This is a genomic window from Denitrificimonas halotolerans, from assembly GCF_034259425.1.
Lineage (GTDB): Bacteria > Pseudomonadota > Gammaproteobacteria > Pseudomonadales > Pseudomonadaceae > Denitrificimonas > Denitrificimonas halotolerans.
This window is the reverse complement of record NZ_JAXIVU010000006.1, coordinates 50,612-76,588: the sequence shown is the minus strand read 5'-3', so window position 1 is coordinate 76,588 and position 25,977 is coordinate 50,612. Positions and strand designations below refer to the sequence as shown.

At 46.5% G+C, this 25,977-nt stretch carries 24 protein-coding genes; 12 read left to right on the top strand and 12 right to left on the bottom strand.

Annotation, left to right across the window (positions count from 1 at the left end; genetic code table 11):
- Nucleotides 1–55: 55 nt before the first annotated feature.
- From aroC to icd, 4 genes are all read right to left on the bottom strand, one after another.
- The gene (gene aroC, locus TOI97_RS06290; RefSeq protein ID WP_321553273.1) at nucleotides 56–1,147 is read right to left on the bottom strand and encodes a chorismate synthase; all 1,092 of its coding nucleotides are present in this window, start codon (nucleotides 1,145–1,147) and stop codon (nucleotides 56–58) included.
- Nucleotides 1,148–1,296: 149 nt separating this feature from the next.
- The gene (gene prmB, locus TOI97_RS06285; RefSeq protein WP_321553272.1) at nucleotides 1,297–2,190 is read right to left on the bottom strand and encodes a 50S ribosomal protein L3 N(5)-glutamine methyltransferase; all 894 of its coding nucleotides are present in this window, start codon (nucleotides 2,188–2,190) and stop codon (nucleotides 1,297–1,299) included.
- Between the two features lie 56 nt (nucleotides 2,191–2,246).
- Nucleotides 2,247–2,807: a Smr/MutS family protein gene (locus TOI97_RS06280; protein ID WP_321553271.1), complete on the bottom strand. Its 561-nt coding sequence runs from the start codon at nucleotides 2,805–2,807 to the stop codon at nucleotides 2,247–2,249.
- Nucleotides 2,808–2,903: 96 nt separating this feature from the next.
- The gene (icd, locus tag TOI97_RS06275) at nucleotides 2,904–4,157 is read right to left on the bottom strand and encodes an NADP-dependent isocitrate dehydrogenase (protein ID WP_321553270.1); all 1,254 of its coding nucleotides are present in this window, start codon (nucleotides 4,155–4,157) and stop codon (nucleotides 2,904–2,906) included.
- A gap of 329 nt (nucleotides 4,158–4,486) precedes the next feature.
- Here icd and TOI97_RS06270 point away from each other — a divergent pair, with 329 nt between their 5' ends.
- From TOI97_RS06270 to TOI97_RS06235, 8 genes are all read left to right on the top strand, one after another.
- A complete protein-coding gene (locus tag TOI97_RS06270) occupies nucleotides 4,487–4,933 on the top strand; it encodes an NUDIX hydrolase (RefSeq protein ID WP_321553269.1) in 447 nt (148 codons plus the stop codon).
- Between the two features lie 71 nt (nucleotides 4,934–5,004).
- Nucleotides 5,005–6,123, top strand: coding sequence for a tRNA 2-thiouridine(34) synthase MnmA (gene mnmA, locus TOI97_RS06265; RefSeq protein WP_321553268.1), 1,119 nt, complete (start codon nucleotides 5,005–5,007; stop codon nucleotides 6,121–6,123).
- Nucleotides 6,120–6,737, top strand: a complete 618-nt coding sequence (gene hflD / locus TOI97_RS06260) for a high frequency lysogenization protein HflD (RefSeq protein WP_321553267.1) — start codon at nucleotides 6,120–6,122, stop codon at nucleotides 6,735–6,737. The genes mnmA and hflD overlap by 4 nt, the downstream gene beginning before the upstream one ends.
- Nucleotides 6,734–7,591, top strand: coding sequence for a DMT family transporter (locus TOI97_RS06255; RefSeq protein ID WP_321553266.1), 858 nt, complete (start codon nucleotides 6,734–6,736; stop codon nucleotides 7,589–7,591). The genes hflD and TOI97_RS06255 overlap by 4 nt, the downstream gene beginning before the upstream one ends.
- A 65-nt stretch (nucleotides 7,592–7,656) precedes the next feature.
- Nucleotides 7,657–9,027, top strand: coding sequence for an adenylosuccinate lyase (gene purB, locus TOI97_RS06250; protein ID WP_321553265.1), 1,371 nt, complete (start codon nucleotides 7,657–7,659; stop codon nucleotides 9,025–9,027).
- Between the two features lie 74 nt (nucleotides 9,028–9,101).
- Nucleotides 9,102–10,286 carry a ribosomal protein uL16 3-hydroxylase gene (locus tag TOI97_RS06245; RefSeq protein ID WP_321553264.1) on the top strand — a complete coding sequence of 395 codons (1,185 nt, stop codon included), beginning with the start codon at nucleotides 9,102–9,104 and terminating at the stop codon, nucleotides 10,284–10,286.
- Nucleotides 10,279–10,704, top strand: coding sequence for a GNAT family N-acetyltransferase (locus tag TOI97_RS06240; protein ID WP_321553263.1), 426 nt, complete (start codon nucleotides 10,279–10,281; stop codon nucleotides 10,702–10,704). The genes TOI97_RS06245 and TOI97_RS06240 overlap by 8 nt, the downstream gene beginning before the upstream one ends.
- Nucleotides 10,705–11,371: 667 nt before the next feature.
- Nucleotides 11,372–12,976 carry an isocitrate lyase gene (locus TOI97_RS06235; RefSeq protein ID WP_321553262.1) on the top strand — a complete coding sequence of 535 codons (1,605 nt, stop codon included), beginning with the start codon at nucleotides 11,372–11,374 and terminating at the stop codon, nucleotides 12,974–12,976.
- 267 nt (nucleotides 12,977–13,243) lie between these two features.
- Here the strand turns inward: TOI97_RS06235 and TOI97_RS06230 are convergent, their stop codons facing one another.
- Genes TOI97_RS06230 through TOI97_RS06205 form a run of 6 tightly spaced genes read right to left on the bottom strand, consistent with a single transcriptional unit; the run spans nucleotide 13,244 to nucleotide 18,151 of the window.
- Nucleotides 13,244–14,338 (bottom strand): tetratricopeptide repeat protein, encoded by a 1,095-nt coding sequence (locus TOI97_RS06230; protein WP_321553261.1) that lies wholly within the window; start codon nucleotides 14,336–14,338, stop codon nucleotides 13,244–13,246.
- Entirely contained in the window at nucleotides 14,339–15,070 is a 732-nt protein-coding gene (locus TOI97_RS06225; RefSeq protein WP_321553260.1) for an energy transducer TonB, read from the bottom strand.
- Entirely contained in the window at nucleotides 15,070–15,483 is a 414-nt protein-coding gene (locus tag TOI97_RS06220; protein WP_321553259.1) for an ExbD/TolR family protein, read from the bottom strand. Before TOI97_RS06220 ends, TOI97_RS06225 begins: the two co-directional genes overlap by 1 nt.
- 10 nt (nucleotides 15,484–15,493) lie before the next feature.
- Entirely contained in the window at nucleotides 15,494–15,985 is a 492-nt protein-coding gene (locus tag TOI97_RS06215) for a MotA/TolQ/ExbB proton channel family protein (protein ID WP_321553320.1), read from the bottom strand.
- 55 nt (nucleotides 15,986–16,040) lie between these two features.
- Nucleotides 16,041–17,384: a MotA/TolQ/ExbB proton channel family protein gene (locus TOI97_RS06210; RefSeq protein ID WP_321553258.1), complete on the bottom strand. Its 1,344-nt coding sequence runs from the start codon at nucleotides 17,382–17,384 to the stop codon at nucleotides 16,041–16,043.
- Nucleotides 17,381–18,151 (bottom strand): DUF3450 domain-containing protein, encoded by a 771-nt coding sequence (locus tag TOI97_RS06205; protein ID WP_321553257.1) that lies wholly within the window; start codon nucleotides 18,149–18,151, stop codon nucleotides 17,381–17,383. The genes TOI97_RS06210 and TOI97_RS06205 overlap by 4 nt, the downstream gene beginning before the upstream one ends.
- Nucleotides 18,152–18,447: 296 nt before the next feature.
- On the opposite strand from TOI97_RS06205, the gene TOI97_RS06200 reads away from it, so the two are divergent.
- The 3 genes from TOI97_RS06200 to cydC all read left to right on the top strand — a co-directional run bounded on the left by TOI97_RS06200 (nucleotide 18,448) and on the right by cydC (nucleotide 23,053).
- The gene (locus TOI97_RS06200) at nucleotides 18,448–19,512 is read left to right on the top strand and encodes an RNA-guided endonuclease InsQ/TnpB family protein (RefSeq protein ID WP_321553256.1); all 1,065 of its coding nucleotides are present in this window, start codon (nucleotides 18,448–18,450) and stop codon (nucleotides 19,510–19,512) included.
- Nucleotides 19,513–19,677: 165 nt separating this feature from the next.
- Nucleotides 19,678–21,399: a thiol reductant ABC exporter subunit CydD gene (gene cydD, locus TOI97_RS06195; protein ID WP_321553255.1), complete on the top strand. Its 1,722-nt coding sequence runs from the start codon at nucleotides 19,678–19,680 to the stop codon at nucleotides 21,397–21,399.
- Between the two features lie 10 nt (nucleotides 21,400–21,409).
- Nucleotides 21,410–23,053: a thiol reductant ABC exporter subunit CydC gene (gene cydC, locus TOI97_RS06190; protein ID WP_321553254.1), complete on the top strand. Its 1,644-nt coding sequence runs from the start codon at nucleotides 21,410–21,412 to the stop codon at nucleotides 23,051–23,053.
- Nucleotides 23,054–23,087: 34 nt separating this feature from the next.
- On the opposite strand, the gene TOI97_RS06185 is transcribed toward cydC, so the two are convergent.
- Nucleotides 23,088–23,342 (bottom strand): DUF1289 domain-containing protein, encoded by a 255-nt coding sequence (locus TOI97_RS06185; protein ID WP_321553253.1) that lies wholly within the window; start codon nucleotides 23,340–23,342, stop codon nucleotides 23,088–23,090.
- Between the two features lie 91 nt (nucleotides 23,343–23,433).
- Nucleotides 23,434–23,637, bottom strand: coding sequence for a hypothetical protein (locus TOI97_RS06180; protein WP_321553252.1), 204 nt, complete (start codon nucleotides 23,635–23,637; stop codon nucleotides 23,434–23,436).
- A 52-nt stretch (nucleotides 23,638–23,689) separates the two neighbouring features.
- Between TOI97_RS06180 and nrdA the strand changes: the two genes are divergently transcribed.
- Nucleotides 23,690–25,966 (top strand): class 1a ribonucleoside-diphosphate reductase subunit alpha, encoded by a 2,277-nt coding sequence (nrdA, locus tag TOI97_RS06175; RefSeq protein WP_321553251.1) that lies wholly within the window; start codon nucleotides 23,690–23,692, stop codon nucleotides 25,964–25,966.
- Nucleotides 25,967–25,977: the final 11 nt, after the last annotated feature.

Sequence of the window (25,977 nt, the reverse complement as noted above, 5' to 3'; positions counted from 1 at the left end):
GAGCCACTACAACACATGGCTGTTGGAGCACAGCCATATGTTTTGGAGTGGCATTTTAGAGCTGTGGCAGTACAGGCGCCGTCACCTGTACGTCAGCATTCTGCGCTCGATGGCGCAAGAATTGATCCATAATCACAATGGCCATCATCGCTTCAGCAATCGGCGTTGCACGAATACCAACACATGGATCGTGACGGCCTTTAGTAATCATCTCTACCGGTTCACCAGCAATATTAATGGAACGCCCTGGCGTTGTAATGCTTGAGGTTGGTTTAAGTGCTAGGTGCGCAACAATCGGTTGACCGGATGAAATACCACCGAGCACTCCACCTGCATGATTTGATAAAAAACCTTCTGGCGTTAGCTCATCACGGTGTTCTGTTCCGCGCTGCACAACAGAAGCAAAGCCGGCGCCAATCTCTACCCCTTTAACTGCGTTAATACTCATCAATGCATGAGCCAAATCAGCATCAATACGATCAAATACAGGCTCCCCCAAACCTGGCATTACCCCTTCCGCAACTACTGTAATCTTTGCCCCAACTGAATCTTGATCACGGCGTAATTGATCCATATAGGCTTCTAACTCAGGAACCTTATCTGGATCAGGACTAAAAAATGCATTCTTACTCACCGCATCCCAGCATTTAAAAGGAATCTCAATTGGCCCAAGCTGACTCATATAACCACGAATAACAATACCTTGACTCGCTAAATACTTCTTAGCAATGGCACCTGCTGCAACACGCATAGCCGTTTCACGTGCTGAACTACGCCCTCCACCACGGTAATCGCGAGCACCATATTTATGATGATAGCTATAATCGGCATGTGCCGGACGAAAAATATCTTTAATCGCTGAATAATCTTTGGATTTTTGATCTGTATTGCGAATGAGTAATCCAATCGGACAGCCTGTAGTTTTACCTTCAAAGACTCCCGAAAGAATCTCTACTTCATCCGGCTCTTTACGCTGCGTGGTGTGTCGACTCGTACCGGGTTTGCGTCGATCAAGATCACTTTGTAAGTCTTCAGCTGACAAAGGCACACCTGGCGGGCAACCATCTACAATCGCAACCAAAGCAGGGCCATGACTTTCACCCGCAGTAGTGACTGTAAAAAGTTTGCCAAAAGTATTCCCGGACATACACACTGCTCCGTCATAATAAAAAAGATAATGGCGCAGTATACCTGCACCCATTCCATTCTGGCACCATCTAATCCAAGTACTGAACAACACACGCCCAACACCGATCTAGGAAGTTGGTTTCAATGCTCGATCTCGATACAGATGAATTAATGTTTACTTTGATTCAACTGTTGTGCAGTTAAAGCTAGTACCGCCGTTGATTCTGCCTGCGAATGCTCAAACCAAATGAAATCAAAATCAGGATAAAGCGCCGATACAGCCTCACAATGCGGCCCCACTTCAAGCACTAATAAGCCATCATTTTCTAAATACGCACCTGCATGCTGTAAAATTTGCTGAATCACCTCAAGCCCACTTTGGCCTGCTACAACACTGTGCCAAGGCTCATACTGCAACTCTTGTGGTAATTGAGTGAATTGTTGCTCTGACAAGTACGGAGGTTTGCAAACAATCAAATCAAAACGCTGACCAACAAACTGAGTCAATAAATCACTGCGTTGGGCCTGCACTCGACCGCCCAACTGGTGCAAAGTAATATTTTCTTGAGCAATAACTAAAGCAGACTCACAAAGTTCACTGAGCCACACCTCAGCATCCGGAAAAGCTGTAGCGCAAGCGATACCTAAACAACCCGACCCCGCACAGAGATCTAAAATACGTCGTGGCTCCTGAGCCAACCAAGGTGCAAACTGTTGTTCAAGCAACTCTTCTATCGGGGACCGAGGAATCATCACCTGCTGATTCACCTTAAACTGCAGACCTGCAAACCAAACTTCTTCCAACAAATAAGCTGCTGGCACACGTTGCTGAATGCGCTGCTCTAATACTCTATGCACCTTCGCATGCTCATCACTGTGCAAATTACAATCTAAATATTTATCATGCAGCGCCTCAGGCAAGTGTAAAGCACCCAACACCAAAGCACGCGCTTCATCAAACGCACCTTCGCCATTCTGCATAAAAAACAATTTTTCCTGATTGAAACGGCTCATCGCCCAACGAATATAATCGCGCAGCGTTACTAATCCAGATTGACCCACTGTCTTTCTCCGTGCCCATATAAAATCATTCACTTTACCGACAGCTATCTGATTATTTAATAATCGTCACGGCCTTCTAACATATGCCGCTTAAGCAATACATAAACAGCACCAGTGCCTCCATGTCGTGGCACACAAGAAGTAAATCCTAAAACTTTCTCATGCTGACGTAACCAAGTATTCACATGGCTTTTAATCATAGGCTTACGTCCATCTAAGCGTGCAGCTTTACCATGTGTCACCCGCACGCAACGTACCTCCAAACGTAAAGCTTCTTCCAGAAACTCACGCAACGTGGAACGTGCTTTTTCAACCGTCATGCCATGCAAGTCCAAACTGCCTTCAAACACGACTTGTCCCGCTTTAAGACGGCGTATTTGACCGTCCTGAACACCATCGCGCGCCCAACACAAGGTATCTTCAGCCCCCACATCTAAAACAAACTGATCTGAGAGCCCATCCACCACTTGCGCTTTTGCAACAGACTCCAATGCATTTTTACGATTCATTTGCTGTACCATGCGATTGGGCTTCACTTTACCCACATCAGCATGGTCTACATGGATACGGCGCACACCTTGCATTTGCTGAGCAAATAAAGATACATCATCTGGCATAACACCCTCCTCTTTTCCAAGTGCATTCTACCTGTTTTAATCCTCTGCAAACAAAAACGCCCCAACAAGTGGGGCGTTTTTAAGCATTAGCAATGATTACATTTTAGAAATCATTGCATCGCCAAACTCAGAGCAAGAGAGCAACTTGGCGTCGTCCATCAAGCGCTCAAAGTCATAAGTTACAGTCTTATCAGCGATAGCACCGTTGATACCATCGATAACTAGGTCAGCCGCTTCAGTCCAACCCATATGACGCAACATCATTTCTGCAGACAGGATTAATGAACCAGGATTCACCTTATCCTGACCAGCATACTTAGGTGCAGTACCGTGAGTTGCTTCAAACATTGCAACAGTATCAGACAGGTTTGCACCTGGTGCGATACCGATACCACCAACCTGTGCAGCCAGAGCATCAGAAATGTAGTCACCGTTCAGGTTCAGTGTAGCAATGACATCGTACTCTGCAGGACGCAGAACGATTTGCTGCAACATTGCGTCAGCAATAGCATCTTTAACGATGATGTTTTTGCCAGTTTTAGGGTTCTTGAACTGCATCCAAGGACCACCATCTAACAGCTCAGCGTTGAATTCATCGCGCGCAACTTCGTAACCCCAATCCTTGAAGGCACCTTCGGTGAACTTCATGATGTTACCCTTATGCACAAGAGTTACAGACTCACGATCGTTATCAACGGCATACTGCAACGCTTGGCGTACTAAACGCTTAGTACCTTGCTCAGATACAGGCTTGATACCAATACCGCAGTTTTCAGTAAAGCGAATCTTAGTAGCACCCATTTCCTCGGTGAGGAACTTGATCACTTTATCCGCTTCTGGCGTACCCGCTTGCCACTCAACACCTGCATAGATGTCTTCTGAGTTTTCGCGGAAAATCACCATATCCGTGTCTTGCGGGCGCTTAACTGGGCTTGGAACCCCAGTAAACCAGCGCACTGGACGCAAGCAAACATACAAGTCCAACTGCTGACGCAGAGCAACGTTCAATGAACGGATACCACCACCTACTGGAGTGGTTAAAGGACCTTTAATAGAAACAACGTAGTCACGTACAGCTTCTAGTGTTTCTTCTGGCAACCAAGTTTCTGAGTCATAAACTTGAGTTGCTTTTTCACCTGCGTAAACTTCCATCCAAGAAATTTTACGCTCGCCGTTGTAGGCTTTCTCTACTGCGGCATCAATTACCTTAATCATTACCGGACTGATATCCGCACCAATACCATCACCCTCGATGTAAGGAATGATTGGATTGTTTGGTACGTTTAAAGTCTTATCTTCATTAACGGTGATTTTGTCACCGGCTGGCACTTGGATCTTTTGGTATCCCATGCTGGACTCCGTCATTTACGTGGTCTGTATAGATCTGTCACGCGTGTGGCCTGACAGTGATAATTCAATCTTAATCGGCATATATGACTCTGGCGTTTCAAAAAAGTCACATATCCAGTTGACTCACCGTTACGCTTTTAGCATTTTGGTACAGTCATTGGCAGCGCGTATCATACCTCTTTCGGTCACAATCGAACAGACTGCTACCGTCAAACAATGCATTAGCACCGTTTTTTCATGAGTTTTTACATCTAAACACCCGCTATCCAGTGCATATTATACGAACATCTACCGATAGTCCTAACTTCATATAGAACAAGAGGTTACCTATGACACGTTTTACTCCGCATATCACCGTTGCCACTGTTGTCGAAAAAGAAGGGCGTTTTCTATTCGTAGAAGAACATGCTGAAAAGCGCAAGGTATTAAACCAGCCCGCAGGTCACTTAGAAATGGACGAAAGTCTAATCCAAGCTGCTATTCGTGAAACTTTAGAAGAAACCGGTTGGGATGTTGAAATTTCTCACATTGTGGGCATCTATTTATATACAGCTGCAAACAATGTGACTTATCAAAGGATTTGCTTCGCCGGTCAAGCACTAGCTAAACGAGAAAGTTACGTTTTAGATGAAGGTATTATCGGGCCTGTATGGCTCAGTCGCGACGAACTCTTGGACAAGCGTGATATGTGGCGCAGCCCACTAGTACTACGCAGCATTGACGATTACTTAAACGGCTGTCGCGCTTCATTAGATATCTTAAAAGAGCCACTATAGCGGTCACCTTCTCCCTAGTTTGCTGCTTATCTGCTAGAATCCTATTCTTTACTTAACTCATTTAGATTGCCATGCATATTCCTTCAGAAACTCGTGTAATTGTCGGCATGTCCGGCGGTGTTGATTCTTCCGTTGCAGCTTTATTGTTAATCCAGCAAGGCTATCAAGTGGAAGGTCTTTTTATGAAAAACTGGGAGGAAGATGACGGTACTGAGTATTGCACCGCAAAAGAAGACCTTGCTGATGCGCAAGCCGTTTGCGATACCTTAGGTATCAAATTACACACAGCTAACTTTGCCGCGGAGTATTGGGACAATGTCTTTGAGCATTTCTTAGAAGAATACAAAGCAGGTCGCACACCTAACCCTGACATTCTCTGTAATCGCGAAATCAAATTTAAAGCTTTTCTTGACTACGCTAAACAATTAGGCGCTGACATGATTGCCACAGGCCACTATGTGCGTCGCCGCCCCCTCAACGGCACCAGCGAACTGCTTAAAGGCATAGATAACAATAAAGATCAAAGTTATTTCTTGCACGCGGTCGGTGGATCACAGATCCACAAAACGTTGTTCCCTATCGGAGAGTATGAAAAACCCATAGTGCGTGAACTGGCAGAGCAACATGGTTTAATCACTGCCAAGAAAAAAGACTCAACCGGTATTTGCTTTATCGGTGAGCGCCGTTTTACTGATTTTCTCAAGCAATACTTACCCGCTCAACCTGGCGTCATTGAAACCACTGATGGTTCTGTACTGGGGCAACATAGCGGTTTAATGTATCACACCATTGGACAACGCCAAGGCTTAGGCATCGGTGGCTTAAAAAATGCCAGCGAAGAAGCATGGTATGTGCTCGCCAAAGACTTAGCACGTAATGTACTCATTGTCGGACAAGGCAACCAACACCCCTGGTTGTTTTCCCGTACTGTTTTCACCCGCAATGTAAACTGGATTAACCCAATAGATCTCAATAATCTGAACAATCTCAGCGCCAAAGTACGCTACCGACAGCCCGATCAAGACTGTTCCATTGAATGCAAAGATGATGGCTACTTAGTGACTTTTGCACAACCACAACGTGCAGTAACCTTAGGCCAATCAATTGTGTTTTATGCAGGCGATATCTGCTTAGGCGGCGGCGTCATTGAAGCATGCACACCATGGGATGAGAGTATTCAACGACCATGACTCCACTACAAGAACAAATAACCGCACTCGGCGGCGTCTTTCAAGCAGCAGCACTTGTCAATAGACTAGCACATACAGGCCAAATCAGTGATGCTGCCTTGTCCTACATGCTGCAAACGCTGCTTGTCCGTAACCCACAAACCACACTTGATGTCTATGGCGGTGATGATTTAGGTTTGCGCGAAGGCTATAAGCTGATGTTAGCGATACTTGAGCGCGAAACCGATAATTTGCCGCGGGAAAGTTTGCGCTACGTCGTCTCAATGTTGAGCCTTGAGCGCCAATTTGCTCGTCGCACCGACTTGCTGGATATTGCTAGCAAACGCTTGCCACAAATAGAACAGCAAGTTGAACTCTACGGCTTATCAAGCGAAAACATCGCCTCATCCTTTGGCAGTTTGTATCAAGACACCATCAGCACCTTTAAGCAACGCATTCAAGTGCATGGCGATATGCGTTATTTGCAACAAGAGGCCACAGCAGCTAAGGTGCGCGCCCTGCTATTTGCCGGCATTCGCTCTGCACGCTTATGGAGACAATTGGGCGGACGTCGCTGGCACCTGCTAACTAAACGCAGCAAAATGCTCAACGAGCTGCATGCACGCCACCTATGATCCAACGGCGCTCTCGCCCCTTGCATGGGGCGCTTCTACTGGCCATCTCATCACTATTATTTGCCAGTATGGGTGTACTCATTCGTGAGGCATCGATTACTGTCAATAACGAAAATATTGTTTTTTTTAGAAACATTATTGGAGTTGTTTTCTTTTTACCCTTACTACTCAGCAAGGGTCTAAAACCCTTTAAAACAAAGCGTTTAAAATCACACTTAATGCGCACCACTTATGGCTTAGCAGCCATGTATTGCTTTTTCTATGCCATTGCTCACCTACCGCTTGCCGATGCTATGGTTTTCACTTACTCAGCCCCTATTTTCACCCCTGTTATTGCTTATTTTTGGCTAAAAGAATCGCTGACCAAGCGTATGCTGTTCTTTTCCTTAATTGGATTAATCGGCGTTATTTTAGTTGCTAAACCCAGCGGGGCTGTTTTTGGTAGTTTATCTTTAGTCGGCCTTGCAGCCAGCTTACTTGCGGCATCAGCTTTTGTCTCTATTCGCGAAATGAGCAACACCGAACCCGCCTATCGCATCGTGTTCTATTTTGCTGTATTCAGCAGTCTTATCTCTGCAATTCCACTGCTTTGGGCATGGCAACCCTTGAACACACAACAGTTAATCCTACTTTGCTCAGCAGGCTTGTTAGCAGCTTTAGGACAGATCATCATGTCGCATGCTTACTCATTAGCCCCTCCAGGACTGATTGGGCCAGTGGCTTACCTCACCATTGTTTTTGCAGGTATTTACTCCTTTATTTTATGGAATGAATTACCGGATTTCGCTTCCATATTAGGAGCCTTACTGATCTTTACCGCCAGTACTTTAACTGTGCTCTGGCGCAAACACTAAAACCTAATGCGCATTTGATGTACACTATGCGCCCCATTTATTCATTGATTGTCAGAGAACGCATCATGCAGCTTTCCTCGCTTACCGCGGTTTCCCCCGTTGACGGCCGTTACGGCAGCAGAACTACCGCACTGCGCCCTATTTTTAGCGAATACGGTCTTATTCGTAACCGTGTTCTGGTTGAAATTCGCTGGTTACAGCGCTTAGCAGCACACGTTAGTATTCCTGAAGTCCCCCCCTTCTCTGATACAGCCAACGCTGCGTTAAATGAGCTAGCTGAGAACTTTCAGATTGAGCATGCAGAACGTGTTAAAGAATTTGAGCGCACCACCAACCACGATGTCAAAGCAGTCGAATATCTACTCAAAGAACAGGCACAAAAGCTTCCTGAACTGGCTAAAGTAACAGAGTTTATTCACTTCGCATGCACCAGTGAAGACATTAACAACCTGTCTCACGCACTGATGCTGCGCGAAGGTCGTGATGAAGTACTCTTACCATTAATGCGCCAACTAGCTGAAAGCCTACGCAAACTGTCTGTTAAATTTGCTGACATCCCTATGCTGTCACGCACCCACGGACAACCGGCGTCCCCCACAACATTAGGTAAAGAATTCGCTAACGTTGTTTACCGCTTAGAGCGCCAAATCGAGCAGACTGCATCAATTCCTCTCCTTGGTAAAATCAACGGTGCCGTTGGTAACTACAACGCACACCTGTCTGCCTACCCCGATATCGACTGGGAAGCAAATGCCCGCGACTTTATCGAAGGCGATCTTGGTCTTACCTACAATCCGTACACTACACAAATTGAGCCGCACGACTATATTGCAGAGCTCTTTGATGCAGTGGCACGGTTCAACACGATCCTGATCGACTTCGATCGCGACGTATGGGGTTACATCTCTTTAGGTTACTTTAAGCAAAAAACCGTAGCCGGCGAGATAGGCTCATCCACTATGCCGCATAAAGTAAACCCTATTGACTTTGAAAACTCAGAAGGCAACTTAGGCATTGCTAACGCAATATTCCAACACTTAGCTAGCAAGCTGCCTATTTCGCGCTGGCAGCGCGACCTGACCGACTCCACAGTTTTGCGTAACCTCGGTGTAGGTATGGCGCACAGTGTCATTGCGTATGAAGCCACTCTCAAAGGTATTGGTAAACTAGAAGTCAATCCGCAGCGCATTGCTGAAGACTTAGACAACTGCTGGGAAGTCCTCGCAGAACCCGTGCAAACGGTAATGCGTCGCTATGGCATTGAAAACCCCTATGAAAAACTAAAAGACCTCACCCGTGGTAAAGGTATCAGCGCTGAAGCCTTGAAAACCTTTATCGAGGATCTAGACTTACCTGAAGAAGCAAAAGTGCAACTGCGCGCACTTACACCAGCAAACTATATTGGTAATGCGGTAGCACAAGCTCAGCGCGTTTAACGCTTCTCAAAGTGTTTTAACGCCCGGCTGCAACCGGGCGTTTTCTTTTCAGTGTTTATTTCGGAATCAAGCCTTTGTCTACTTCATTTGACACACCGCTGGAAATCTTAGGTGGTATCAGCGCCGAAGTCTTTTTGCGCGATTACTGGCAAAAAAAACCTTTGTTGATTCGCCAAGCTATTCCTGATTTTATCAACCCTATAGACGGTAATGATCTAGCAGGGTTATCACTGGAAGAGTTGGTAGAGTCCCGTATTATTCTTGAGCACGGTGAAACTCCTTGGCAGCTTAAACAAGGTCCTTTTGATGAGGACACTTACAACAACCTGCCTGAGCGCGACTGGACTCTCTTAGTTCAAGCGGTCGACCAGTTCAGTCCAGAGGTTGCCCAAATCCTTGCACACTTTCAATTCTTACCAAGCTGGCGCATTGACGATGTCATGATCAGCTATGCTGCCCCCGGTGGAAGCGTTGGCCCGCACTTTGATAACTATGATGTGTTTTTATTACAAACAGACGGGCAAAGAACCTGGAAAACAGGGCAAATGTGTGATGCTGATACTCCCCTCCTCAACCATCCAGACCTACGCATTCTCGACACTTTTGAGCAAGTAGAAGAATGGACGCTCGAGCCAGGCGATATGCTTTACTTACCTCCTCGCTTAGCGCATTGGGGCATTGCTAAAACAGAATGTATGACTTGGTCTGTGGGGTTTCGTGCTCCTTCAAGCGCCGAAGTCATTAGTCATTATGCTGATTTTGTTGCACGCTTTCTGCCTGATGAGCAACGCTACAGTGATGCAAATATGTCTCCAATTGACAATCCTAGCTACATCCGCCCTGAAGACATTCAACGGCTACGCCAACTACTCAACGAACAACTCAATGATGACCGCATACTGCTGACCTGGTTTGGCCAATACATGACCGAACCACGCTATCCTGAACTTTTTGTAACAGCCGATATTGATACCGATAGCTTATTGGGCGCCTTACAAGATGGTGTTGTGTTTACTCGCAACCCTACTGCTCGATTAGCTTGGAGCCACATTGAGCTGGATACTGAACCTGCTGTGGTATTCTTTGTCAGTGGTAATAGCCGTGTTTTAAGTGAACACTTAGCACCGCTACTAGATCTTCTGTGTAACGCAGATGCTTTACATACAGATAACTTAACACCTTGGCTCGATGATCAAGAAGCAATCACCCTGATCTGCGAGCTTATTAAACAAGGCAGCTTGGAGTGTATCGATGACTGATGTGCAAATTCGCATTGCTGATTGGCATAGAGATAATGCTGATTTAAGACGTATCCGTGAAAGCGTTTTCATTCATGAACAAGGCGTAAGCCCAGAACAGGAATGGGACAGCGATGATGCGACCGCGACCCACTTTCTCGCCTATGAAGGCGACTTTGCCATCGGCACCGCCCGCCTACTCTCTGACGGCTGTATCGGGCGTGTTTCGGTTTTAAAGGACTGGCGAGGTTTGCACATTGGTGAAAAATTGATGATGGCCGCTGTTGAAGAAGCAGAACGCTTAGGCTTAAAACAACAGTTCTTGACTGCTCAAGTACATGCCGCTAGTTTTTATGAGCGCTTAGGTTTCACCCCTATCAGCGACGAATTCCTAGAAGCAGGCATTCCCCACCTAGAGATGCTACGCAACAGCAAATAACTCTTCAACCCAACGCGCTCAGACGATTTAATCTAGCGGTTATACCGTCAAACAAACACCGATAGCTGAGCGCTGGGTTACCATTCCACGCCTCCCTTTCAACCCGAAAATTACAACCCATCTATGCCTTCTCCCCCTACTCGCAGAGGGTAACGCAACACAGTCAAAATCTATGGCACACTTTTAATTCACCTCCCAAGTAGCAGACTTTTTATGTAGTGACTAAAAAAAAACACTACAAAACATTTGACGAATGCTTTTTGAAAGCGCATTATACCCCCGCTCCCGCTAGCCAGAGCACTTAAGTTAAGTGTTCCAAAGCTGCTTAAGAGTACTATTAAGAAGCTTTGTGTTAAGCGCATCCAAAAGATGCTTTAACGAGGTTGCGACTAGAACGTTGTAGTCCTAAGGGACGGGGAAACAGTATGCATCGTGATGCATCAGGTAACTCACCACAGTGAGCCGAGTTTGCGGATGTTAAGTAGCAAATATCAGCACTTAATGCAGCAGCCAAAATTATCTGCTCCCCTCCTCAATAGAGGCACTGCGTTTAAGTCAATTATCGGCACTCAAGTGGAAGCGAACCCGCAATTAATACTTCCAGCGATAGCAGGTTGTGTGTGGGCAGTCGGTGCTCAAACTCACTACACTCTTTGAAGGATTGACCATGTCAACTTATCAAAACGAAATTCAGGCAATTGCCGCTCTTAAAGAACAAGCTGGTAACGGCTGGAGCGCAATTAACCCCGAGTCTGCCGCTCGTATGCGCATCCAAAACCGTTTCAAAACTGGTCTGGACATTGCTAAGTACACTGCAGCCATCATGCGTAAAGATATGGCTGAGTACGATGCCGACTCATCTGTTTACACCCAGTCGCTGGGCTGCTGGCACGGCTTTATCGGTCAGCAAAAGCTGATCGCTATTAAAAAACATTTAAAAACTACGAACAAGCGCTACCTCTATTTATCAGGCTGGATGGTTGCAGCTCTGCGTTCTGAGTTCGGTCCTCTACCTGACCAGTCAATGCACGAGAAAAACTCTGTAGCAGCATTGATCGAAGAGCTTTACACCTTCCTACGTCAAGCAGACACCCGTGAACTCGACCTGCTCTTCACAGCTTTAGATAAGGCACGTAATGCTGGCGATAAAGCAGAAGAAGCGAAGATTTTAGATCAAATCGAAAACTTCGAAACTCACGTAGTGCCTATCATTGCAGACATCGACGCTGGATTCGGTAACGAGGAAGCCACTTACTTGATGGCTAAGCAAATGATTGAGGCAGGTGCTTGTGCAATTCAGATCGAAAACCAAGTATCTGATGAAAAGCAATGTGGTCACCAGGACGGTAAAGTTACTGTTCCACACGCTGACTTCCTCGCAAAGATCAACGCTGTTCGTTATGCTTTCCTAGAACTCGGCGTAGACGATGGCGTGATCGTTGCACGTACTGACTCTCTAGGTGCGGGCTTAACTAAGCAAATCGCTGTGACCAATGAGCCAGGCGACTTAGGCGACCAGTACAACAGCTTCCTTGATGGCGAGTACATCAACGATGCAAGCGAAATCGAAAACGGTGACGTTGTCATCAAGTCAAACGGCAAGCTGCTCAAGCCTGCACGTCTGGCTAGCGGCCTGTTCCAATTCCGCAAAGACACCGGTGTTGAACGTGTTGTATTAGACTGCATCACCTCACTACAAAACGGTGCTGACTTACTGTGGATTGAAACTGAAATGCCACACGTTGGCCAGATCAAAGGCATGGTTGACGAAATCCGTAAAGTAGTTCCAGATGCTAAGTTGGTGTACAACAATAGCCCATCGTTCAACTGGACTCTTAACTTCCGTCAGCAAGTGTTCGATGACTGGGTAGCTGCAGGTAAAGACGTCTCAGCGTACGATCGCGACCGCTTAATGAGCGCTGATTATGATGGTACTGATCTGTGTAACGAAGCAGACGCACGTATCCAGAGCTTCCAGAAAGATGCCTCACGTGAAGCAGGTATCTTCCACCACTTGATTACTCTGCCTACGTACCACACTGCTGCACTGTCGACCGACAACTTAGCTAAAGGCTACTTCGGCGAAGAAGGCATGTTGGCTTACGTTGAAGGTGTTCAGCGTAAAGAAATTCGTCAAGGTATTGCGTGCGTACGTCACCAAAACATGGCGGGATCTGACATCGGTGATACTCATAAAGAGTACTTCTCTGGTGAAGCTGCATTGAAAGCAAGCGGTGAAGACAACACTATGAACCAGTTCGATAACGTTTAATCGAACCTTTGGTTTAGCAGTTAACTGCATGTTGTAAAAAAGCCTCGGCTCCTAGCCGGGGCTTTTTATTGATCGATAGAAAAACAGATACCACTCAAAAATATTTCGTAGATGTAAAGCCCCTGCTCTGGTGCTTGATAAGCGAATCCAAAGATAGCGCAGCTCTTGACCGAGACTAGAGCGCACCAACTAAGATCCTCATAACCTAAAAACCACCCCAGAGGTATTCAGAAAATTTCAAGCTGATTCTAAACCGAAAAATGCAGCTCACTTCCTAGCAAATTGATTACTACGCTGCTGCTCAAGCTCCACACGACCCTTCACCCAGTCACGCCATGCACGGATTTGTTGTTGACTGACACCTCGCTTCTCCGCTGCTGCAAGCGCTTGAAGACCTGCATCCCAGTGACCTTGCTGGATTTCTAATTGCGCGAGATCAAGCCAGTACTGCCCTTTTCCTGTTTGTTTAGCAAGTTGCGCATACTCCGCTGCTGCACTTTGATAATCACGCGCCTGCCAATGCAACAAAGCAAGACGTTCTTGATGGGCAACACTGGCCGTCAATAAGCCTGTTTCCAACATCCCAACCATTAAACGTGCAGCCTGCCAAGGCTGATCAGACGCTGCAGCTAAATGAATTAAATCTTGCAAATCAGCCTGAGAAAATTGCATCCCTCGGCTATAAGCTGTGCGCAATGTAGCCAAAGACTTAACATACTGACCTGCCAGTTGCTGTAAAGTGGCCAATTGTTGCCAAGCACTAAGCTGATCTACATTGCGCTGCAAAATTTGTTTTTGCCATATCTCAGCTTGCCCATAACGTTTTAGTTCTGCATTGACGCTTACCATAAACTGTAACCAATCATCCTCGATCGTTTTTTTACCTTGTACATACTGCTCAGCCAAAGGCAATGCCTTATCTAGGCGACCTAAGCCTTGCCAAGCCTGAACGCGAACTTTCAAAACCTCATCGGTTACAACAACACCCTGCAAATACTCCAGTGCTTGCCGGTAGTTTTTTACCAAAAGGCTAAGTTTAGCTAAATTCAAACGATCCTCTGCAACCTGCTCAGCACTAAGTTGATTGCTACGCAAAGCCTTATCAAGCAGAGCAATGGCCCGCTTGCTATGCCCTTGCGCCCAGACTAAGTAGCCTTGACTGCGCCACACTAACACCTGCTCTAAACTATTTGGCTTTATCTTTACTGCCTTTAAAGCCCGCTCTGCTTCTGCATACAATCCAGCTTGTTGTGCGCTCTGTGCCGCTTGTAGAGCATGCAATACATCAGGCGCAATGCTCTGCGCTAAGGCTGTTTGGCTGCTCAGCACGCATAAGCAAACCACTAAGAATAAAGGTTTCACCTAACGCCCTCTTTTTTCCAATTTAAACTCCAAGCGTTTGACTGCTTCACGCGCAACCGGTTGACCATTTACTTGACGCGGGGCAAAGCGCCAACGCGATGCTGCACGTCGCGCAGCACGATCAAATACTCTCGCAGGTGATGACTCAACAACCCTTAGGTTTTCTACCCGCCCATCTGCAGTTATGGTAAAAGCTAACTGAACATACCCTTCAAGACCGCGGCGACGTGCACTATCTGGGTAAACAGGCAATATATTATTCAATGGCGTCACTTCACTGTTACTCCCTTCTGCAGCCGGCCCTCCATTTGCCCCTTGTGCAGCGACTGCACGAGATGCTTCAGTCAATGCAATAGGCTCTGTTTGAGCTACAAGCGGCTGTGATGGCCGACTCACTTTCGTGGTTAAACCTTGTAGGCTAGGCGGTGCAACACTGATAGTGCCGGATAGCTTTGGTACTACCAAGTTTAAAGGTGCAGTCTGAGATGGACTTGAAGCCAGCGGTGGCTGTTGCAGCGGCGGTGTCTCCACTTGTTGTTCGGTCGGTGCTTGAGGTATTTGTAAACGAGGGCGGCTTGGATCACTACTCTGCTGTGACTTCGGAACAAAATACCCCATCTGTAATTTTGGTTCTTTAGGTGAACTTTGCGGTGGAAAAGTCATCACTAACAGCAATACAAAACTAGCAACTGCAATCACCACAGCAACAAGTACAGCCCCAAACCAACGCATTAACGATGCTCCGTAGAAGCGGCCAAAACCACATCAAACACACCGGCTAAACGGGCTTGATCCATCACTTGAACCACTAATCCTGTACGCGCATCTTGATCGGCTTGCACCACTACAACACTTTCCGGCTGCTCTTGCCGCATACGCTCTACGTGCGTGCGCACACTGCGTACGTCAACCACCTGCTGATCCAACCACACCTGACCATCAGCCGTGACAGCAATTAAAATATTGCCCTGTTCTTGTGCAGCAGCGCTCTCTGCTTGTGGGCGCTGCACCTCAATCCCTGATTCCTTAATAAAACTGCTAGTGACGATAAAAAAGATCAACATAATAAACACCACATCCAACATGGGTGTCAGATCAATGCTCGGTTCTTCTTCAACTTGCTGACTATAGCGACGCATTCTCATCGTCTGATCCTTATTCGTGACGCAATTGTTCTGCAAAATGCCCAATTGCACGCTGTGCATTACGCTCTAAACGAGCCAAACTGAATAGCCCGCCAATGGCGAGCACCATTCCCGCTAAAGTTGGTAAAGTGGCTTGCCATACACCACCTGCCATAGCTCGTGGATTGGCGCCACTGGTAGAAGCCAATACATCAAAAACAGCAATCATGCCGGTCACCGTACCAAGCAACCCTAACAGTGGAAACAGTGCCACCAAAGTACGTGTCACAGAAAGTGGAATCAGCAACTGCTCACGAGCCTGTGCTAACCATGCTGCTCGTACCCTATAATGCCATCCTCGCCCCTCAAGCACCTGCTCCGTAAGCTTCTGCCAAAGTATTTTCCGCTCTTGGGCCCAGACCGGAAAATGACGATGGGCATACCACAACCTCTCCAATACTAGAGTCCAAAACAGAACACAAAGTCCGGCCAACAACCACATCACGGTACCGCCGGCACTCATTAAATCAAGTAAGGCATGGCTGCCATCCACTAACCAAAACCATATATCCTGCCCACTATTCACAGTGTTTACTTCCTGCTATATGCAACGCTAATAGTCCTACACATTGCTGCTCTAACAGCTGTACCACACCCTTACTGCGCGCATTCAATACGCTATGTAAAAACAATAGCGGAATCGCCACCACCAATCCTTCAACTGTAGTCACCAATGCTTGAGAGATACCCTCAGCCATCAAACCTGCATCCCCCCCACCACTTTGAGTAATAGCTTGGAAAGTCACAATCATTCCAGTCACAGTGCCTAACAAGCCTAATAAAGGTGCAACTGTGGCTAACAATTTTAATAAACCTTGCCCTTTCTCGAGCTTTGGCACCTCTTGCATCACAGCTTCATCTAGCTTGAGCTCCAAAGTCTCTAAATCTGACAATTGAGGGTTCGGACCTAATACACTTAACACACGTCCCAATGGGTTATTTTGCGTAGGCTTATCTAAATCTTTCATCTGGATACGAATACTGCGCACAACGCTCAATAAGCCAAACAAACGCAACGCCGCTAATAGAAAACCAAAAGCACCTAGCGCAATAATCACCCAACCAACCAAACCGCCTTGATTCACTCGCTCTAATAACGTTGGTTGAAGCTGCAACTGTTCAATGAGCGTGCCCCGGGTCGGATCGAAAAGCAGCGGCATAACAGGCTCAGTACTCGTAGCCCAATTATGAACAAGGCCAATACCCGAAGGCTGTTTAGGTAAAGCATGAAACGCATAATCACCTTCAGTGTAAGCTAAAAAAGCATGTGCGCTATAAGCAGAAAAAGGCCCAACTCGTGTGACATCCTGTTGATTATGCTGCCCCTTAGAATCAATCACCGGTACTTGCATGCGCTCAACACGACCTGTAGCAGCCATATCCTCCAAGAGCAATAACCATAAGCTTTCAATTTGTGTAGCGCTTGGCAGTACTCGACCTTTAGCCAAACGCTCTAACTGATCAATACGTTCTGGATACTGTACATTTAATAAGCTGCTGTGCCACTGCCCTGCAAGATCACCAGCACTCTGACGTACCACTGCAAATAGCTCATTTAAATCACCGGACTGCTGCTTAAGTTGCTGCTCCTTTTCAGTCAACTTCTGTTCGGCAGCAGCAAAGGCTGCCTTCAATTCAGCCGCTCGCGTTTCTTGTCGAGCCAACTCTTCTTTAGCTGCAGCTAACAATTGTTCTTGCTGATTATGTGCTAGCAAAAAATCTTGCTCGCGCGCTTGCATCAATCGCTCTTCATTGATCCTTTCGTTGCGAACCCGCTCTAACAGCTGCTCAGGTGTCAGGACACTGGCATGCACCGACATACTCAGCAATGCGGTAGTAGCTAAGGCTAACCAAAACTTCATGGTTGAACCTCCTGCACTAAGGTTTTCACTGGCAGTTCTAACCAACCAGTCGGCTTTTGCTGCCGAACAAGCGCAATGGCTCTTTGTAAAGGTCGACGCACTTTATTATCTAACACTTCCCAACGCTTACTTCGCGTATTCCAATACCCACTCTCATGCCCATCAAGTGTTTGGTAATACAGCATAGCGCGCCCTACACGTAAGAACTCAACACTACGTTGCTGCCCTTTTGGTCCCAACTCGCCTCTCCATGCCTCTAAGGTGTAGCCGTAATCACTTTCAATTTGATATGCCTCTAGGATACGCCGATACTTCTCTGCAATACTGACATCAGTACGTGGTAACAGCTCTTGCAATGCTTCAAGGCGAGTACTGCGCTCATGAGGTAAGAAAGGAAGGTCAGCCGCAATAAAATCCCCCAAGACGTCCACCATGCGGTGCATCTGCGGTAGCACTGCAGTTTCAGTGGCGTGTAACTGTTCCAATTGGGCTTGATACAGATTCAACTCTTGCTCTTGTGCGACTAGCAGGTCTGACACCTGTGCATTATAGTCGGCGAGAGCCTTAGTTTGTGCCAAAGCATTGCTGTACTCTATCAACATTGCCTGACTGGCATCATCCAAACGCTCAATGCGTTGTTGAGATTTTTGTGCGGCTCGACTGAGTATTTCGCTTTCACTGAGCGACTGATCAATAGTCGTCGCATTGAGGCATGAGCTCATTAACGCACAACTTAAAAGCAGTGAGCGTAAAAGGGGGACCTGCATAAAGATAATTTCCTTGAAAGGGTGAACACTTAATGCAAATGATTATCATCTACTAAAAATCGTAAATCAAGCAGCAATATCATTTTATTAAAGCAAGACACTCACACTAGGGTATAACTTCCCCCTATACTCTAATGATATTATGTTACAGCCACCCCATCTTTTATCAAAACCGCGTAAGACCTCGTACTTTTAGTGCGGGGATGGATAACGAGGGCTGCGTAAGCAGCCCCTTAACCCCTTAACAGGCTGCTAAAGTCTTTGCAGTATAGGTTGGTACTGGTATTGTATACAGCATGATAAAGCACACCAAAACATTAAAAGTCCGAGTACGAGACAGGCATACGCCACTGCTAAATCGCATGGCTCGCAGCGTCAATTTCGTTTGGAACTTTGTCAATGAATTAAGTCAACGCTCGATTAAAGAGCGAGGTGTGTTTTTGTCTGCTTTTGATATGCATCCCTACAGTAAGGGCGCAGGTAAAGAGCTTGGCCTGCACAGCCAAACCTTACAGTGCATTGCAGGTGAGTATGTCACACGCCGCAAGCAGTTTAAGAAAGTGCGGCTGAACTGGCGCAAATCAGGCGGTGTATGCCGCTCACTGGGCTGGATACCCATCAATACAGGTGCAGCTCAATGGAAAAACGGGCAGGTCTACCACAACGGCCACTATTTTAAGGTCTGGGACAGCTACGGCTTGAACCAATACAAGTTTCGTTCGGCCAGTTTCAATGAAGATGCCCGTGGCCGTTGGTACTTCAATGTAGTGGTTGATGTGGAGGTCGAGCCAATCAAAGGCCAAGACCGTATCGGTATTGACCTTGGTTTGACCGACACTGTCACCTGCTCGGATGGTACAAAGTTAGAAGCGGGCCGCTTCTATCGCGGTCTTGAGGAAAAATTAGCCATAGCACAACGGGCTAGAAATAAAACCCAAGTCAAAACCATTCATGCGAAAATCGCTAACCGTAGAAAAGACGCATTGCACAAGTTCAGCCGTAAGCTAGTCAATCGCTGCGGTGAAATCTATGTCGGTAATGTCAGTAGTTTAAAACTCGTTAAAACCACGATGGCCAAGTCAGTGCTGGACGCTGGATGGGGTCAATTAAAAACAATGCTGGACTATAAATGCGCTCACGCAGGCATTGTTTTTAAGGAAGTTGACGAGGCATACACCACCCAAACCTGTTCGAGTTGCGGCAGTTTGCCCGAGTCGAGGCCGAAAGGTATCGCAGGACTTGGAATAAGAGAATGGACGTGCAATGGGTGTGGTGTCACCCACGATCGCGATATCAACGCGGCACGTAACATTCTCGCGGCCGGACATGGTCGTCTAGCAGTAGGAATCCCTGTCCTTTAGGTCGGGGAGGATGTCAACGCGGCTCTATAATGTTGGCTACTAAAGATAAACGGCTCAGGACAACATGTCGCAGCAAGAAAGATAGCTCCTGTGCGAAAATCATAGACATTCTTCATTTTATGAGCAGCTGACAATACTGCTTTATTCATAGGCATGGTGTCATCAGTGAACAACACCTTAGAACAAACTGAACAACAGCTGAAGCGAAAATTACGCCAGCAACTCAAATCAATCATCACTCCGCAAGCTCAACGCTTACACTGGGCCTTAATTGCTGCTGTACTAGCCACTTTGCTTTTTATTGGCCAAAGTTGGTTATTAGCACAACTCTTTGTCGGCCTGTTAGATAGCATCCACACTGGCAGCGAACTCAGTGCTGCTTTTGATCTGCGTCACGCTATTGCGCTGACTTTATGTTTTACCCTACGCCCTATTGCACAATACATACGTGAACGCCTTTCACAGGCCGCCAGTTTTCATGCCCGCATCCAATTACGCACACGCTTACTGAATACTTTGTCGAACTTAGGTCCTGAACGTCAAACTTTAGGTTCTGATGGTGTTTTAAGCACCCAACTGCTAGAGCAAGTCGACGCCCTAGATGGCTATATCAGCCGCTATTATGTGCAGCTTTATTTAGTACTCATCACACCACTACTAATCAGTGTTGCAGCGTTTTATTATAGCCCCTTAGCCGCCATTCTGATGCTCATGACAGCACCGTTGGTACCAGTCTTTATGATTTTAGTGGGCAGCGCCGCCAGTCGCAGTAGCCAACAACAAATGGCTGCCATGAGCCAACTCAGTGGCCGCTTCTTAGATTGGGTGCGCGGAATGCCCACCCTACAACATTTAAAGGCAACAGCTTTAGCCCAACACGATGTGGACTCATCCGCCTCCCAATACCGCGATACCACTATGAAAGTATTGCGTTTAGCATTCCTGTCTGGCGCCGTTTTGGAACTATTCTCCTCCCTAGCCATTGCCCTAGTTGCACTGTATTTAGGATTGGGTCTACTCGGCATTCTACCTTGGGCTAAAGGCATCACACCCGTCCCTTACGCTGGAGCACTCTTTATTTTATTATTAGCACCAGAGTTCTATGCACCACTACGCCAACTCGGCAGCGACTACCATGCCAAAGCTGAAGCTGAAGGCGCCATTGAAGAACTCTTGCCTTTACTTGAACAACACACTTGGCAACACCCAGGTCAACACCCACTGCTGTTAGAAGCAGCACCTGCCATTAGGTTAGAGAATCTCAGCATTACCGCACACAATGGCCGCATTCGCTTACCCAAAACCAAACTCAGCATTGCTGCCGGTGAACGTATCGGTTTATATGGAGAAAGTGGTAGCGGTAAATCTAGCTTGCTCTTGGCTTTATTAGGTTTTATTCCTTACACGGGTCATATTCTTATCAACCAAGATTCATTATTGGATCTTCGCCGTAGTGATTGGCACCGCCAAATCGGTTACTTATCACAACAACCCAATTTTAAGCGCGGCAGTTTAGCCGATAATTTACGCCTCGCCCATGCCAACGCGACTGATTCACAGCTTTATCAAGTACTTGCAGATGTAGACCTATTATCCTTAGTCAAGAAGCTGCCGCAAGGATTAGACACCCCTATAGGCGAACGCGGCTTAGGCCTCTCTGGTGGCCAGCTGAGTCGTTTAGCCATTGCCCAACTGTTGTTGCGTGACACACAACTATGGTTACTCGACGAACCCACCGCACACCTCGACCCTGATACCAGCGCCAAGATTCATACGTTGCTGGAAAAGTTAAGCCGAGATAAAACTTTGATCTTGGTGAGCCACCAATGGCAGGGCTTGCATTGGTTGGACCGTCATTTAGATTTACATGAACTGCATACGCACTAGGAGCTCTCTCATGCTTAAACCAATTCGCTTACGCAGTTTATTACGCAGCCGCCAAAGTAGTTGGAATCTAGCCCTTTTGCTAGGAGCACTGACTCTTTTTTCTGCTATCGCTTTGTTAGCTACTTCTGGTTGGTTCATTACGGCATCGGCCATTGCAGGCTTAGTCATAAGCAGCTCCTTTACTTTTGACTACTTTCGTCCAGCAGCCTTAATCCGCCTTTTTGCCATTGTACGCACCGCAGGTCGCTACGGTGAGCGCCTGACTTCACACCATGCCACTTTATCGCTGCTGAAAGATTTACGCAGCCAAGTATTTCAAGCCCTCACTTTAAATAAAAACAACAGCCTAAAAAATACAAGCTCCGGCGCCACTATGCACCGTTTAGTAGCCGATATTGATCGACTTGACCGTTTTCCATTGCAGTTTTTAGCACCCTGGATTTGGTCTGGGTTGATTGTAGTCTTGTATATATTGTTTGCTTATTGGTTACAGCCACAGCTTGCCCTAGCAACCAGTTTCGGCTTACTTATGGCCTGGATTATAATTCCAACCCTAGGTTTTATCCGTGGCCGTAAACTCGCATTCCATGATGTTCATACAGCAGAAGTACGCCGTGAACACTTCCTAGAGTCTTTATCTTTACTCACCTCGCTAACGCTCTGGCACACCTGGGATCAACAGCAACAAGACACCTTAAACGCTGACAAAGATTACCAAACCCAACACCATCAGCAGCGACAACTGATCAGTTTACTCACTTTATTGCAACAACTTGCTCTAGCTCTGAGTCTAGGTGGTTTACTCTGGGTCGGCGTGTTTTTAGTAAATGCTACACTTATCAGTGTACCTTGGCTGCTCGCTGCGGCCTTAGCGCTACTAGGTATTCATGAAGCATTGGCACCATTGGCTAGCAGCTTTATTGGTTTAGGCCAAAGCCAAGCGGCACGAGACCGGATCAATCAACTGATACAAGCTCAAGAAAGCACGGCACAGCTCAAAGCACATTCAGACACTCCCCGCCCATCCGCCCCATTTCAATTACAGACACAGCAACTGAGTGCGTGTATTCCAGGTGCTTTAAATGGTCCAAAACACATTAATATCGAGCTGCACAGTGGTCAGGTTTTAATCATTACCGGTGCCTCAGGCATTGGTAAAACCACCTTATTGAAAGTACTAGCCAACACCTTAGCTCCTAACCAAGGGCAATATTTAATTAACCAACGTCCTGCCACAGATTGGCAGCTGGATGAATGCATCGGTTATTTACCACAACAGTTTGATATTTTTGATCGCAGCTTAGCCAGTAATTTGCGTCTAGCTGACCCTGAAGCCACAGATGAGCAACTGTGGCAAGTATTAGAAGATGTAGCACTAGCCGACTGGGCAAAACAGCAAAATGGTTTAGATACAGCGCTAGGTGAATACGGTGCACAGATCTCTGGTGGCCAAGCTCGGCGTATAGCCCTAGCCCGTTTACTACTTGCTCAGCGCCCAATCTTGTTAGTCGACGAGCCATTTGCCGGCCTTGATAGCGCCAGCAGCCATCAAGTCCTCAAAGCCTTACGTCAACGCCAAGCTCAAGGAATACTTATTATAGTCAGCCATCATGAAATGGATACTCCTGATGTGCAACGCTTACATCTCGCTTAACCATTATCGTAGCGACCATATACGAAGGCAGCGGCTAAAATAGCGAGTTTTGATCCGACTCTTTTGGAGCTCGCTGAATCCCTTGCAACGCTGCTTCCTTAGCTTTTAAGACCCTTACTTTACGTTGCTGACATAAGCGCATCACATCGCGCTTTTGCACCTCGGTAAACTGCAACCAATACAAACGCTCATCACGGGAGCGTAAACAGCCTTTACAATACCCTCGATTATTGGCCTCACACACACCAATACAAGGGCTAGGGATCTCAAAAAATTCAAGCTGCTGCATATCACACCCATACACTTTGAACTGCTAACGACTCAGTAAGATTAGCTATTGTATGTTTTTTAAACATCTTAACAGAGCTAAACATCGAATCTTAAAAAACTAAAAAGGCAAGCGAAATATTTTTTAAAAGCCCTTGATTTTCTGCAAGCACAAGCAGCGTGCGGCGTATCGCAGAGCAAGAAAAAATACCCATAGAAATCACAATTTCTATGGGTTGATATAAAAGCCCCAATACCCTATATTGCGCCCCAATCTCAACACAAACACTATATAGTGTGTTTTTATCACGAAGCACGCTATAACTGAGTGGTTGAAAAATTTCAAGCACACACCACAGGATCCACATTATGACAGACTTTAAAACCATTAAAGTAACCAAGCGCGATGGTCGCCAAGAAGCCATCGACTTAGACAAGATCCACCGCGTTCTTGATTGGGCTGCTATGGGTTTAAAGAATGTCTCGGTATCCCAAGTAGAACTCAAGTCTCACATTCAGTTTTACAATGGTATCCACACTAAAGATATCCATGAAACCATTATTAAAGCCGCTGCAGACTTAATCTCGCAAGACACACCTGACTACCAATATCTTGCGGCGCGCTTAGCGATTTTCCATCTGCGTAAAATTGCATATGGTGAGTTTGAGCCTCCACATCTCTTCGATCATGTTACAAAACTGACCCAAGAAGAGCGCTATGATAGTCATATCTTACGTGATTACGATAAGGCGGACTTTGATGAACTGAACGATTATATCGATCATGGTCGCGATATGACGTTTTCTTATGCCGCAGTTAAGCAGTTGGAAGGTAAATATTTAGTTCAGAACCGTGTCACAAAGGAAGTTTACGAAAGCCCACAAATGCTCTACATGCTCATTGGTATGTGTCTATTTGCTGGCTATCCAAAAGAAACACGCTTGGACTACATCAAGCGCTTCTATGATGCTATCTCACTGTTTAAAATTTCATTACCGACCCCCATCATGGCTGGTGTACGCACGCCTTCACGCCAGTTCAGTTCTTGCGTACTGATTGAGTGCGGCGATAGTCTCGACTCCATAAGCGCAACAACTTCGGCCATTGTTAAATATGTATCTCTGCGTGCAGGCATCGGTATAAATGCCGGCCGTATTCGCGCAGTGGGTAGCCCTATTCGTGGCGGTGAAGCACAACACACCGGCTGTATCCCCTTCTTTAAGCTCTTCCAAGCCGCAGTTAAATCCTGCTCTCAAGGTGGAGTTCGTGGTGGTGCCGCAACCCTATTCTATCCAATATGGCACCTGGAAGTTGAATCTCTACTTGTCTTGAAAAACAACCGTGGTGTGGAAGAAAACCGTGTGCGTCATATGGACTATGGTGTACAACTTAATAAACTCATGTATCAGCGCCTCATTAAAGGCGGCAACATCACTTTATTCTCGCCGCACGATGTGCCTGGCCTATACGAAGCCTTCTTTGCAGACCAAGTTGAGTTTGAGCGTCTCTACGAGCAATACGAACAAGATGAAAACATCCGTAAACGCAGCATCCCTGCTGTTGAGCTCTTCTCACTCATGATGCAAGAACGTGCTAGCACCGGCCGTATTTACATTCAGAACGTTGATCACTGCAACACCCATAGCCCTTTTGATCCCAAAGTTGCACCAATTCGTCAGTCAAACTTGTGCCTGGAAATTGCTCTGCCAACCAGTCCTTTAGAAAACATCAACGAAGCTGATAAAGAAATCGCTCTATGCACCTTATCAGCCTTTAACTTAGGCGCCCTGGAAAGCCTTGATGAACTGGAAGAGCTAGCCGACCTTGTAGTTCGCGCTCTGGACTCCCTGCTCACCTATCAAGACTACCCATTGGCAGCCGCACGTAACGCAACCATGAAGCGCCGGACTTTAGGTGTAGGCGTTATTAACTATGCTTACTACTTAGCGAAAAATGGCGTAAAATACTCTGACGGCTCAGCCAATGCTCTCACTCACAAAACCTTTGAAGCCATTCAGTACTACTTGCTTAAAGCTTCAAACAACTTGTCGAAAGAATTTGGTCCATGCACAGCCTTTGATGAAACCACTTATGCCCAAGGTATCTTACCCATTGATACCTATAAGAAAGATTTAGACAGCATTTGCAATGAACCTTTGCACTTAGACTGGGAGACTTTGCGCAGCGAAATTGTTAAGCATGGCCTGCGCAACTCAACCCTATCATCTTTGATGCCGTCAGAAACATCGAGCCAAATTTCTAATGCTACCAACGGCATTGAGCCACCTCGCGGCTTAGTCACCATTAAGCAGTCTAAAGACGGCATCTTGAAGCAAGTGGTACCAGGCTACGACGAGTACAAAAACAATTATGAGCTGCTATGGAATATGCCTAACAACGAAGGTTACTTACACCTCGTAGGCATTATGCAGAAGTTCGTTGACCAAGCAATTTCTGCTAACACCAACTACGACCCTAAACGTTTCGAAGGTGAGCGCGTACCAATGCAGCAACTGCTCAAAGACCTACTAACTGCATACAAGTTTGGTCTAAAAACACTTTACTACCAAAACACCCGCGATGGCGCTGATGACAGTCAGAGCGACATGGAAGATGATTGCGCTGGTGGCGCCTGCAAGATTTAAGGGTACATGTT

Coding starts and splice junctions, on each gene's coding strand:
- aroC (WP_321553273.1), bottom strand. CDS start 1,147: ATGTCCGGGAATACTTTTGGCAAACTTTTTACAGTCACTACTGCGGGT.
- TOI97_RS06280 (WP_321553271.1), bottom strand. CDS start 2,807: ATGCCAGATGATGTATCTTTATTTGCTCAGCAAATGCAAGGTGTGCGC.
- icd (WP_321553270.1), bottom strand. CDS start 4,157: ATGGGATACCAAAAGATCCAAGTGCCAGCCGGTGACAAAATCACCGTT.
- TOI97_RS06270 (WP_321553269.1), top strand. CDS start 4,487: ATGACACGTTTTACTCCGCATATCACCGTTGCCACTGTTGTCGAAAAA.
- mnmA (WP_321553268.1), top strand. CDS start 5,005: ATGCATATTCCTTCAGAAACTCGTGTAATTGTCGGCATGTCCGGCGGT.
- hflD (WP_321553267.1), top strand. CDS start 6,120: ATGACTCCACTACAAGAACAAATAACCGCACTCGGCGGCGTCTTTCAA.
- TOI97_RS06255 (WP_321553266.1), top strand. CDS start 6,734: ATGATCCAACGGCGCTCTCGCCCCTTGCATGGGGCGCTTCTACTGGCC.
- purB (WP_321553265.1), top strand. CDS start 7,657: ATGCAGCTTTCCTCGCTTACCGCGGTTTCCCCCGTTGACGGCCGTTAC.
- TOI97_RS06240 (WP_321553263.1), top strand. CDS start 10,279: ATGACTGATGTGCAAATTCGCATTGCTGATTGGCATAGAGATAATGCT.
- TOI97_RS06235 (WP_321553262.1), top strand. CDS start 11,372: ATGTCAACTTATCAAAACGAAATTCAGGCAATTGCCGCTCTTAAAGAA.
- TOI97_RS06225 (WP_321553260.1), bottom strand. CDS start 15,070: ATGCGTTGGTTTGGGGCTGTACTTGTTGCTGTGGTGATTGCAGTTGCT.
- TOI97_RS06220 (WP_321553259.1), bottom strand. CDS start 15,483: ATGAGAATGCGTCGCTATAGTCAGCAAGTTGAAGAAGAACCGAGCATT.
- TOI97_RS06215 (WP_321553320.1), bottom strand. CDS start 15,985: ATGAGTGCCGGCGGTACCGTGATGTGGTTGTTGGCCGGACTTTGTGTT.
- TOI97_RS06210 (WP_321553258.1), bottom strand. CDS start 17,384: ATGAAGTTTTGGTTAGCCTTAGCTACTACCGCATTGCTGAGTATGTCG.
- TOI97_RS06205 (WP_321553257.1), bottom strand. CDS start 18,151: ATGCAGGTCCCCCTTTTACGCTCACTGCTTTTAAGTTGTGCGTTAATG.
- TOI97_RS06200 (WP_321553256.1), top strand. CDS start 18,448: ATGATAAAGCACACCAAAACATTAAAAGTCCGAGTACGAGACAGGCAT.
- cydC (WP_321553254.1), top strand. CDS start 21,410: ATGCTTAAACCAATTCGCTTACGCAGTTTATTACGCAGCCGCCAAAGT.
- TOI97_RS06185 (WP_321553253.1), bottom strand. CDS start 23,342: ATGCAGCAGCTTGAATTTTTTGAGATCCCTAGCCCTTGTATTGGTGTG.
- nrdA (WP_321553251.1), top strand. CDS start 23,690: ATGACAGACTTTAAAACCATTAAAGTAACCAAGCGCGATGGTCGCCAA.